Origin of the sequence: Dokdonella sp., from assembly GCF_051958935.1 — a bacterium.
GTDB lineage: Bacteria > Pseudomonadota > Gammaproteobacteria > Xanthomonadales > Rhodanobacteraceae > Dokdonella_A.
On record NZ_JBQCFP010000044.1, the window covers coordinates 1 to 11,552 of the forward strand.

The window sequence follows — 11,552 nt, forward strand, 5'->3', positions numbered from 1 at the left end:
CGAACGCGCGCGCGGCGTTGGCCGAGGTGCTGCGCCTCACCAATACCAATGACGACGTCATGGATGCGAAGGGCGAGAGCATCTATCGGCGGCGGCCGTTCTACTACGCGCTCGAATCGGTCACGCTCGCGCGCATGCGGCTCGGGCTCATTCCCGACACGATCGTCGAGCGGCTGGTTGCGACGCGCACGATGGTCGCGCAGACCAACAAGCTCGCGGGCGACACCCTCGCCTTCGTCGAGCGGAATTACCTGCCGATCTCATCGCATTGGCGCGTCGCTGGGGCGCGCCTGCCGGCCGCGCCGGCGGGCACGGCGGTCGAGTTCACGATCGGCGTGCCGGGGCGCTACGCGCTCGTGACGCGCAACGGCGCCGGTGGCGTACTCGACGGCGTGCGCTATGACGGTGCGCGCGAACTGGATGCGGGCGTGCACCGCTTCGTGGCGGATGCGCCACTCGGGCGTGGCGTCGTGATATGGGCGCAGGCGGTGGAGCGCGGGTTCGATGCGCTATAGGAGCGCACCCTGTGCGACCGCGGCATCGGGTCGTGCCGCGTCGCTGCGTGCCGAACGCGGCGGGGCTCGCCGCGATGCGGCTCGACCCGCGCTATCGGTTTTTGAAGAGATGCTTCTGGATCACGGGACGACGACATTGGACGCGGCGAAGCGTCATCGCGCGACCGCGGGGCGCTTGGCGCGGAGCGCGTAGAGTTCGTTGTCGGCCTGCGCGAGCGCGGCGTCGAGCGTCGTCTTGCCGCGGCGTACCGCGTGGCCGAGGGTGAAGCCGATCGGCGCGTCGGCGCGATCGGCTTCGATGCGGCGGATGATGTCCTGCGTCTGCGCTTCGTCGGCGTGCGGCAGCAGCAACAGGAATTCGTCGCCGCCCGCGCGCACGACCATGTCCTGGCGTCGCACGTGGCGCCTGAGGAATTCGGCCATCGCGACCAGCACTTCGTCGCCGCGCTGGTGGCCGTACGTGTCGTTGACGTGCTTGAAGCGGTCGAGGTCGATCGCGACGCAGCCCCAGGGGTCGTCGTCGGGGATGCTGCGGCCGACGTCGGCGAGGTGGCGGCGGTTGAAGCAGCCGGTGAGTGCATCGCGGATGCTCCAGTCGCGCAGTTGGCGTTCCTGCTGTTCACGCTCGGTGATGTCCTGCGCGTGGCCGAGCACGTACGGTTCGTCGCCTTCGTCGTCGAGCGTGTTGTGGAACTGCCAGGTGCGAAGGCTGCCGTCCTTGGCGACGAGGCGCAGCAATCCGGTCGCGGTGCCGTCGCGCGCGACCTGCGCGAGGTAGCCGTCGAAGAACGCCTGCAGCTCCGGCGGCATGAACTCGGACAGGCGCCGGCCGAGCAGTTCGGAGATCTCGTAGCCGATCGCATGCGCCGCGGCGGGGTTCGCCGACAGCAGCACGCCGTCGAGGTCGTGCGTGCAGATGAGGCCGAGGCTTTCCTCGAACAGGCGGCGGAAGCGCCGCTCGCTGAGCTGCAGGGCCTGGATCGCGCGCTTGCGCACCGTGATGTCCTGCAGCGCGCCGATCAGGCGTGCGGGCTTTCCGTCCTCGATCTCGACGGTTCCGACGAGGCGCACCGAGATCCGGCGCTTGCGCGCCGTGGTCATCGGCAGCTCCAGATCCCAACCCTTGCCGTCGGCCGCGGCCCGGCGCACGGCGTCTTCCAATGTGGCGCGGTCCTGCTCGTCGAAGAAGCCGAGTGCCTCCTCGAGCGTCGGCAGGTAGCCCGGCGGCAGGTCATGGATGATGCAGGCCTGGTCAGACCAGCGCAGTTCGCGCGTCTGCAGGTCGAGCTGCCAGCCGCCGACGCCGGCGATGCGGCCGGCGCGATCGAGGAAGGCTTCGCTCTCGTGCAGCTTCTGTTCGACCGCCTTGCGGCCGGAAATGTCGACGAGCGTGCCGTACATGAGCAGCGGTTCGCCCTCTGCCGTCCAATGCGTCGTGCGACCGCTCGTATGTACCCACACCCAATGGCCATCCTTGTGCCGCATGCGCGCGTCGCAGTCGAACGCGTCGCGCTCGCGCCGGAGGTACTGGCGCAGGTTCTGCACGACCCCGGGCCAGTCGTCCGCATTCATGAGTGCCGGCGGGAGACAGCGGCCGTCCGGGCCGAGGTCGCGCAGCGTGAGCGAGCGCGATGCTTCGAGTTCGTCGAGGGAGTAACCGAGAATCTCGGCGTACTGCGCATTGAAGCGCACGTCGCCGGTCTGCAGGTTCCACTCCCACGCGCCCGCGCGGGTCGCCTCGAGCACGCTCGCGAGGCGCAGGCGCTCCTCGTCGCGTCGGCGCTCGGCGAGCGCCTCGCGCTGGATCGCATCGTTGAGCTCGAGCTCGGCGGCGCGCTGCTCGAGCGCCTCGGCGACCGCGCGTGCGAGCTGCTGCAGGATCGCCGTCTGCCTCGCATCGAGCTCGCGCGGCTGGCGGTCCATCACGCACAGCGTGCCCATGCGCAGTCCATCGCTCATGCGGATCGGTGCACCGGCGTAGAAGCGGATGTCGGGGTCGCCGGTGACGAGCGGATTGTCGGCGAAGCGCGAGTCGGCGCGCGCGTCGGGCACGACGAACACTTCGTCGCCGAGGATCGCGTGCGCGCAGAAGGCGATGTCGCGCGGCGTTTCGCCGGTGCCTTCGAGGCCGACGTTCGCCTTGAACCACTGGCGGCCTTCGTCGACGAGCGAAACGAGCGCGATCGGGGCGCCGACGACCAAAGCGGCCGCCTGCGCGAGCGCATCGAACAGCGGCTCCGCCTCGGTGTCGAGCGCCTCGAGCGCGCGCAGGCGCGCGAGGCGTCGTGCTTCGTCGGGCGGCAAGGGCGCGGGTCGCGTCATGGCGTTTCCGCTCGCTCCGGGATCCAGCGGGGCTTGCGCAAAAAGCTACTACTTCCACGGCTCCGGTGCCACCCGCCGCCGGGTGGCGCGTCGCCGGCCGTTCAGGCGCGACGCAGCACCGCCATCGGCGCCGTGCGCGCGATGCGCCGCGTGCCGGCCCAGCCGGCGAGCGCGACCAGCGCCGCCGCGGCCGCGACGAGCAGCGCGAGCGGCCCGAGCGGCGGCGCATACCCTTCCAGTTTGAACACGCCGGCGGCGAGCGCGCTGCCGAGCGCCGCGGCGGCCGCGACCGCGATGCCGCCGGAAAGCAGCCCGAGCACGCCGAACTCGGCGAGCACGGCGGTCCCGAGCTGCCGGCCATGCGCGCCCAGCGTGCGCAGCAACGCGGCCTCGAAGCGGCGTTCGTCCGCGGTCGCCGCGAGTGCGGCGAGCAGCACGAGCACGCCCGCGACGAGGCTGAAGCCGAGCACCCAGCTCGCCGCGCCGGTGACGCGGCCGATGATGTCGCGGATGCGGTCGAGCACCGCATTGAGGTCGATCAGCGACAGGTTCGGGAAGTCGCGCGAGAGCTCCGCGAGCGGAGCGGCGCCATCGCCGGCGAGATGGAAGCTCGCGACCATGCTGTGCGGCAACCCCGTGCCGGTCGCGGGATCGAGCATGAGGAAGAAGTTGGCGCGGAAGGAGTCCCACTCGACCTTGCGCGTGCTCGTGACTTCGGCGGTGATCTCGTGGTCGCCGAAACGCAGGGTCAGGGTGTCGCCGAGCTTCAGCCCGAACAGGTCGACCCAGACCTGTTCGACCGAGATCGCAGGACGCTTCGTCGCGGCGTCGAACCAGCGTCCCTGCAGCAGCCGGTTCGCTTCGGGCAGCGCATCGCTCCAGCTCGCGCGCACCTCGCCTTCGATGAAGTCGCCCGCGCGGCGGTCGTCCTTCTCGGCGGGCTCCGGTGCATGGCCGTTGATCGCGACGAGCTTGCCGGAGGCGAGCGGCAGCAGGTTCACGTTCGATGCGTGGAGCGCCTGCAGGCGCTCGCGCAAGGGCGCTTCCTGCTCGGGTTGCAGGTTGATCGCGAACCAGTTCGGCGTGTCGGGTGGCAGGTCCGCACGCCAGCGCTCGAGTAAAGACGGACCGATCACCCCGAGCACGGCGAGCGCGGTGAGGCTGAGCGCGAGTGCGCCGGTCTGCAGCAGGGTGAGCGCGCGCCGGCGCACGAGGTTGGCGAGGCCGAAGCGCAGCGCGCCGCGCAGGCGGGCGGAGACGCGGCGCACGCACCAGAGCAGGGCGAGGCCGAGCATGACGGTCGCGAGCGCGACCGCGGCGAAGCCGATGCCGAGCGTGCCGGCGAGGCGCGTGCTGCCTGCGCCGACCAGCACGAGCAGCGCACCGACCGCGACCGGCAGCAGGTAGAGCACGTCGAAGCGGCGCATGCGCGGCGCGAGGTCGCGGCGGAACACGCGCAGCGGCTCGACGTCGCGCAGGCGCAGCAGCGGCGGCAGGGCGAAGCCGAACAGCACGGCCACGCCGACGAGCAGCGCGGCGAGCGGCGGCCCCCACGGCAGTTTCGGTGGTGCGGCGGGCAGCAGGCCGCTCGCGAGCTCGAACACGAGTTGCTGCAGGCCGAGGCCGAGCGCGAGCCCGGCGAGGCACGCCGGCACCGCGAGCAATGCGAGTTCGAGCAACAGCGCGGCGAGGATCTCGCCGCGGCGCGCGCCGAGGCAGCGCAGCAGCGCGACTTCCTCGGTCTTGCGTCGCGCGAAGCGCTGCGCGCCGAGCGCGATCGCGACGCCCGAGAGCAGCGCGGCGAGCAGCGCGGCGAGGCGCAGGAAGCTCTCGCCGCGTTCGAACGCGTTGCGCAGGTTCTGCTGCGCGTCCTGCACCGTCGTGATGCGCGCGCCCGGGGGCAGGTTCGGCTTGGCCCAGGCCGCGTACGCGGCGATCGCATCGCTGTCGCCGGCGAGCAGCAAACGATGGCCGGCGCGGCTGCCCGCGCCGAGCAGGCCGCCCGCTTCGGCGTCGCCGAGGTTCATGAGCACGCGCGGTGCGATGCGGAACGGGTTGCCGCTGTCGGGCGCCTTCGCGATCTCGCCGGCGACGACGAGATCGCGCCCACCGAGCTGCACGTTCGCGCCGACCGTGACGCCGAGCGCGACGAGCGCGGCATGGTCGGCGTAGATCGAACCCGGCGGCGGCGCATGCGCGTCGCGTTCGAGGCCATCGGCGCCACGCACGCTGAGCGTGCCGCGTAGCGGGAACGCGGCGTCGCTCGCGCGCACCTCGCACAGCTGGCTGCGTTCGTTGGCGAACAGGACGCTCGGGAACTGGGCGAGGCGATTGATCGCGAGGCCGCGTCGCTGCGCTTCGTTTGCAAGCTCGGCCGGCAGCGCGCGGGGGGCACCGAGCGCGAGGTCGCCGCCGATGAGTTCGGCTGCCGATGCGACGAGCGCGCGTTCGACGCGTGCGGCGAGCGTGGCGACTGCGGCCATCGCGGCGACCGCGAGCACGAGCGCCATCGCGAGCGTCGCGAGTTCGGCGTGGCGGAATTCGCGACGCAGGCTGCGGGCGGCGAAGGCGAGGAGCCTCATGCGCGGGGTACTCGCGACGTGTCCCTCACCCCCTCTCCCGCGGTGCGGGAGAGGGACGCTGGGGGTTCGGGCGCGTTTTCCCTCACCCCACCATCGGCTGCGCCGATGGTCCCCCCCTCTCCGGCGGTGCGGGAGAGGGACGAGGGGTCGCCACTTTTAGCGGCGCGGTTTTCTATGCGTCCTTCTCTCAGGCGGAGGCTGTGCGCGCAACGTGCCGCGAGCGTCGCGTCGTGCGTGACGAGCACGAGCGTGGTCGCATGTTCGTGGTTGAGCGCGAACAGCAGATCGCCTATGCCTGCGCCGGTGCGCTGGTCCAGGTTGCCGGTCGGTTCGTCGGCGAACAGGATGTCGGGGCCGTGCACGAACGCGCGCGCGAGCGCGACACGCTGCTGCTCGCCGCCCGAGAGCTGCGCGGGATAGTGATGGCGGCGCGCGCCGAGGCCGACCCGCGCGAGGGCGTCGGCGGCGCGTTCGCGTGCGTCGTCGCGGCCGTCGAGTTCGAGCGGCAGCATCACGTTCTCTTCGGCGTTCAGCGCGGGTAACAGGTGGAAGCTCTGGAATACGAAGCCGACGCGGCTGCGGCGAAGGCGCGCGCGCGCTTCTTCATCGAGCGCATCGAGGTGTTCGCCGGCGAGCGCGATGGTGCCCGAGGTCGGCCGGTCGAGGCCGGCGAGCAGGCCGAGCAGGGTGGTCTTGCCCGAACCCGACGCACCGACGATCGCGAGGCTGTCACCGCGCTCGACCGCGAGGCTGACGCGGTCGAGGATCGTCAGGCGGCCGTCGGGGCCGTCGACGATTTTGCTAACCTCCCTCGCATACAAGGCCGATCCGGTGCCGTCACTCATGCTGCGTTTCCTTTTCGTGGTGCTGTTGTCGTTGTCCGCTGCGCCTGCCGTCGCCGCGGCAGGGCCGGTGCTCGTGCTTGGCGATTCGCTGTCGGCCGCCTACGGCATCTCGCCGAAGGAAGGCTGGGTCAGCTTGCTCGACGCGCGCCTCGCGTCCGCCAAGCCCATGCGTCAAGTCGTCAACGCCAGCATCAGCGGCGAGACGAGTGCCGGCGGCCTCGCGCGCCTGCCTGCGCTGCTGAAGGAACATGCGCCCGGGATCGTCGTGGTCGAACTCGGCGCCAACGACGGCTTGCGCGGGCTGCCGCTGGCGCAAGTGCGCGCGAACCTGAAGGCGATCCTCGAAGCCGTGCGCGACGCGGGTGCGCGCGCCGTGCTGGTCGGCATCGAGCTGCCGGTCAACTACGGGCCGCAATACCGCGACGGCCTGCGTGAGTTGTATCGGGGCCTCGCCATCGAATTCAACGTGCCGTTGGTCCCGTTCCTGCTCGAGGGCGTCGCGCTCGACCCCGCCCTGATGCAGGACGACGGCCTCCACCCGCGTGCCGCGGCCGAGCCCCGCGTGCTCGAGAATGTCTGGAAGGTCCTCGAACCGGCGTTGGCCCAGTCGAGGGCTGAGGGCCGACGGCCGTAGAGAGCGCCCGGGTGGCCGCGGGCTCGCGGATGCGAACTCCGCTATTGCGTTCACCCAGCGCGGAGGCCGCGGGCGGGATTCGAAGGGGCCAGACGCCGCAGTACCGGTGCTTCGACACCCCCCGCTTCGCGGGCTGCGCTCAGCGCGAACGGAACCTTGCGGCGAGCCTGCGACGAACACAGGGGCTTCCACAAGAGCAACCGACGCCGCGGCAAGGCGGAAGAGGCCACTGTTCAGCCACAGGCCCCCGGCCCTCAGCCCTATCCCCCCACATGGGCCGAATGGCACATGGCGGCAGCCGCCGGCGGCGACTAGGCTGGCCGGCCATGCGTCGGACTGCGTCCGCTCCGGCGCCTTTTTCCGCTACGGGGAACCCCAATGCTGCGAACGAAGATCCTCACGACGACGATGAACCTGATCCTGTTTGGCGCCACCGCGGCCGTGCTGCAACCGGCCGAGGTGTTCGCCACGGGCGCCACCGCGGCGCTGCCGGCGAGCAATCCGTTCGCGCATGAAAGCACGCTGCCGTTCCACGCGCCGCCGTTCGACAAGATCAAGGACGCCGACTACCAGCCGGCGATCGAGGCGGGCATGCGCGAGCAGATCGCCGAGATGGACAAGATCGCCGCCTCGAAGGACGAACCGACGTTCGCCAACACGATCGAACCGATGGAGCGCAGCGGCCAGACGCTCAACCGCGTCGGCGCCGTGTTCGGCGCGATCACCAGCGCCAACACCAACGACACGCTGCAGAAGGTGCAGGCGGCGATCGCGCCGAAAATCGCCGAGCACCAGGATTCGATCTACCTCAACGACAAGCTGTTCCAGCGCGTCAAGAAGCTCTACGACGCGCGCGTGACGCTCGGCCTCGACGCCGAGCAGACCGAGCTGGTCGAGCGCTACTACCGCAACTTCGTGCGCGCGGGTGCGCAGCTCGGCGACGCCGACAAGGCGAAGCTGCGTGAACTCAACAAGGAAGAGTCGACCCTCACGACCGAGTTCGGCACCAAGCTGCTCGCGGCGAACAACGCAGGCGCGGTGATCGTCTCCGACAAGGCCGAACTCGCCGGTCTATCCGAGGCCGACATCGCCGCCGCGGCGGATGCGGCGAAGGCGCGCAAGCAGGACGGCAAGTACGCGATCACGCTGCAGAACACCACGCAGCAGCCGGCGCAGGTCTCGCTCGAGAACCGCGCGACGCGAGAGAAGCTGTTCAAGGCCTCGACCGAGCGCGCCGAGCACGGCGACGCCAATGACACGCGCGCGATCATCCAGCGCCTGGCGGTGCTGCGCGCCGAGCGCGCCAAGTTGCTCGGCTACCCGAATTACGCCGCCTACACGCTCGACGACCAGATGGCGAAGACGCCCGAGGCGGCCAAGAAGCTCATGACCGACATGGTGCCGGCGGCGACCGCCAAGGCGCGCGGCGAGGCGGCGGCGATGCAGGCGCTCATCGACAAGGAAAACGGTGGCTTCAAGCTCGCGCCGTGGGACTGGCAGCACTATGCGGAGAAGGTGCGCAAGGCGCAGTACGACCTCGACGAGGCGCAGATCAAGCCGTACCTCGAGATCAACCGCGTGCTGCAGGACGGCGTGTTCTACGCCGCCAACCAGATGTACGGCCTCACGTTCAAGGAGCGCAAGGACATCCCGGTATACCACCCGGACGTGCGCGTGTTCGAAGTGTTCGACAAGGACGGCACGTCGCTCGCGCTGTTCTACGCCGACTACTGGAAGCGCGACAGCAAGCGCGGCGGCGCCTGGATGGACAACTTCGTCGGCCAGTCCGGCCTGCTCGGCACCAAGCCGGTCGTGTTCAACGTCTGCAATTTCACCAAGCCGGCCGCCGGCCAGCCCGCGCTGATCAGCTGGGACGATGCGACGACGATGTTCCACGAGTTCGGCCACGCGCTGCATGGCATGTTCTCGAACGTGAAGTACCCGACCCTGTCCGGCACCGGCGTGCCGCGCGACTTCGTCGAGTTCCCGTCGCAGTTCAACGAGCACTGGGCCAGCGATCCGAAGGTGTTCGCGAACTTCGCCAAGCACTACCAGACCGGTACGCCGATGCCCGCCGAGCTGGTCGAGAAGATCAAGAAGTCCAAGACCTTCGACCAGGGCTTCGCGACGACCGAATACCTCGCCGCCGCGCTGCTCGACATGAGCTGGCACTCGCTGGGCGCCGACGCCGGCAAGCAGGACGTCGATGCGTTCGAGAAGAAGACGCTGCACGACCTCAAGATCGACATGTACGAAGTGCCGCCGCGCTACCGCACCTCGTACTTCGCGCACATCTGGGGCGGCGGCTACGCGGCCGGCTACTACGCATACCTGTGGAGCGAGGTGCTCGACCACGACGCGTTCTACTGGTTCCGCGAGCACGGCGGCATGACGCGCGAGAACGGCCAGCGCTTCCGCGACATGGTGCTCTCGCGCGGCAGCACCGAGGACATGGCCAAGATGTACCGTGATTTCCGCGGCCGCGATCCGAGCGTCGAGCCGCTGCTCGAGCAGCGTGGCCTCAAGGAAGAAACACCGGCTGCGAAGTAAGCGATCGCGTTCTTCGACGATGCGAGGGAGGGACTGCGGTCCCTCCCTTTTTCTTTTTTGTGCGGGAGCGACGGCAGCTGCGATGCTCTGCGGCCCTCAGCCTCATGCCATCAGCCCTCATGCCGTATCCTTCCCGCATGAGAACCATCACCGCCACCCGCTACGTGACGCCGCTGCGCGAAGGCGGTTCGCTGCCGGCCATTGTCGAGGGCGACGATGACGGCCTTTACGTGCTGAAGTTCCGTGGAGCGGGGCAGGGGCCGAAGGCGTTGATCGCCGAGCTCGTCGCCGGCGAGCTCGCGCGCGCGATCGGGTTGCCGGTGCCGGAGATCGTGTTCGTCGAGCTCGATCCGGAGATCGCGCGCACCGAGCCCGATCCGGAGATCCAGCATCTGATCCGCGCGAGCGGCGGCCTCAATCTCGCGCTCGACTACCTGCCCGGATCGATCACGTTCGATCCCGTCGTCGACCGGCCCGACGCGGAGCTCGCATCGGCGATCGTCTGGTTCGATGCGTTCGTGACCAATGTCGACCGCACGCCGCGCAACACCAACCTGCTCGTCTGGCATCGCAAGCCCTGGCTCATCGACCACGGCGCCGCGCTGTACTTCCATCATGCGTGGGATGGCTATCTCGCGCGTGCGGCCGACCCGTTCACGCGCATCAGGGACCACGTGTTGCTGCCGTTCGCGACGCAGTTGCGCGAGGCCGACGAGCGCCTCGTCGCGCTGCTGACCCGTGAAGTCGTCGAGTGCATCGTGGCGCTGGTCCCCGACAGCTGGCTCGGCCGCGACGCACCGTTCGCCGATGCGGCTGCGCATCGCGCGGCCTACGCGGAGTACCTGTGCCGGCGCCTCGAGGCGCCGCGCGCATTCGTCGAGGAGGCGCTCCGTGCACGTGTATGACTATGCGGTGATCCGCGTCGTGCCGCGCGTCGAGCGCGGCGAGTTCGTCAATGCGGGCGTCGTGCTGTCGTGCCGGGCCGGGCGGTTCCTCGAGGCGCGCATCGAGCTCGACGAGGCGCGCCTGCGCACGCTCGACCCCGATGTCGATCTCGACACGGTGCGCGCGCATCTCGCCGCGTTCGCGGCGATCTGCGCCGGGGGCGAGGACGCCGGGCCGATCGGCCGGCTGCCCGCGCGCGAGCGCTTCCGCTGGCTCACCGCGCCGCGCAGCACGATGATCCAGACCTCGCCCGTGCACGGCGGCCGCTGCCACGACCACGCGACGATGCTCGAGCGCCTGCTCGACACGATGGTGCGCGCGCCGGCACGAAGGTCTGCGCGCGCGTGACGCGGCGCGGTTTCGACCTGCCCGGCGCACGATTGCGCCGCCAGCGCCTCGTCGGCAATGGCTTCGCGTCGGTCGCGCAGGCCGTCGACGCGCAACTCGCGGTGCAGGCGCAGGATTACCTCGGCATGCTGTGGGGAATCGGCCAGCGCGTGCAGGGCGCGAGCGAGGCCGCGGTCGAACAGGCATTCGCCGCGCGCAGCATCGTGCGCGGCTGGCCGTTGCGCGGCACCCTGCACGTCGTCGCGGCCGCCGACTATCGCTGGCTGCTCGGCCTGCTCGGCGCGCGCGTGCTCGAGCGCAGCCGGCGCCGCCTCAAGGACGAGTTCGATCTCGACGACCGCGTGGTCGAACGCGCTCGCGCCGTGTGCACGCGCGTGCTCGCCGGCGGCCGTGCGCTCCCGCGTGATGCGCTCTATGCCGCATTCGATGCCGCGCGCATCGCGACCGCGGGTTCGCGTGGCCTGCACCTCGTCTGGTGGCTCGCGCATGCGGGCGTGCTCTGCTTCGGCACGCGCATCGGCAAGCAGCATTCCTTCGTGCTGCTCGACGACTGGCTGCCGCCGACGCCGCCGCGTCCGCGCGAGGATGCGCTCGCCGAACTCGCGCGCCGATACTTCACGGCGCGCGGTCCCGCGAGCGTGCAGGATTTCGCCTGGTGGTCGGGACTCGCCGCGGTCGAGGCGGGCGCGGGTCACGAATCCGCGCGCGGCGTTCTCGAACGCATCGACCTCGGGGGCCGTCCCTACTGGCACGTGCCGGGCGACGGCGACGTCAGCCCAAGGTAGTCGGCCCGCGTGCCCCAGCTGCCCGC

Annotated in this window: 8 protein-coding genes and 1 pseudogene; 6 read left to right on the plus strand and 3 right to left on the minus strand. The window is 70.4% G+C overall.

What is annotated here, in order from left to right:
- Positions 1-515: hypothetical protein (locus ACTHK2_RS04095; protein WP_440244423.1), on the plus strand; the 515-nt coding region annotated here is incomplete at its 5' end.
- Positions 516-668: 153 nt separating this feature from the next.
- On the opposite strand, the gene ACTHK2_RS04100 is transcribed toward ACTHK2_RS04095, so the two are convergent.
- The 3 genes and pseudogenes from ACTHK2_RS04100 to ACTHK2_RS04110 all read right to left on the minus strand — a co-directional run.
- Positions 669-2,837, minus strand: a complete 2,169-nt coding sequence (locus ACTHK2_RS04100; protein WP_440244424.1) for a PAS domain S-box protein — start codon at positions 2,835-2,837, stop codon at positions 669-671.
- Between the two features lie 101 nt (positions 2,838-2,938).
- Complete coding sequence (locus tag ACTHK2_RS04105; protein WP_440244425.1) at positions 2,939-5,419, minus strand: ABC transporter permease; 2,481 nt, start codon at positions 5,417-5,419, stop codon at positions 2,939-2,941.
- Positions 5,420-5,574: 155 nt separating this feature from the next.
- A pseudogene (locus tag ACTHK2_RS04110) lies at positions 5,575-6,264 on the minus strand (ABC transporter ATP-binding protein); the annotation flags it as partial.
- Here ACTHK2_RS04110 and ACTHK2_RS04115 point away from each other — a divergent pair.
- From ACTHK2_RS04115 to ACTHK2_RS04135, 5 genes are all read left to right on the plus strand, one after another.
- Positions 6,263-6,898 (plus strand): arylesterase, encoded by a 636-nt coding sequence (locus ACTHK2_RS04115; RefSeq protein WP_440244426.1) that lies wholly within the window; start codon positions 6,263-6,265, stop codon positions 6,896-6,898. The pseudogene ACTHK2_RS04110 and the gene ACTHK2_RS04115 overlap by 2 nt on opposite strands.
- Positions 6,899-7,276: 378 nt before the next feature.
- Entirely contained in the window at positions 7,277-9,448 is a 2,172-nt protein-coding gene (dcp, locus tag ACTHK2_RS04120) for a peptidyl-dipeptidase Dcp (RefSeq protein WP_440244427.1), read from the plus strand.
- Positions 9,449-9,585: 137 nt separating this feature from the next.
- Positions 9,586-10,353, plus strand: a complete 768-nt coding sequence (locus ACTHK2_RS04125) for a HipA family kinase (protein WP_440244428.1) — start codon at positions 9,586-9,588, stop codon at positions 10,351-10,353.
- Positions 10,340-10,741, plus strand: a complete 402-nt coding sequence (locus ACTHK2_RS04130; protein WP_440244429.1) for a DUF3037 domain-containing protein — start codon at positions 10,340-10,342, stop codon at positions 10,739-10,741. Before ACTHK2_RS04125 ends, ACTHK2_RS04130 begins: the two co-directional genes overlap by 14 nt.
- A complete protein-coding gene (locus ACTHK2_RS04135) occupies positions 10,738-11,526 on the plus strand; it encodes a winged helix DNA-binding domain-containing protein (protein WP_440244430.1) in 789 nt (262 codons plus the stop codon). The genes ACTHK2_RS04130 and ACTHK2_RS04135 overlap by 4 nt, the downstream gene beginning before the upstream one ends.
- The last annotated feature ends 26 nt before the right edge of the window (positions 11,527-11,552 follow it).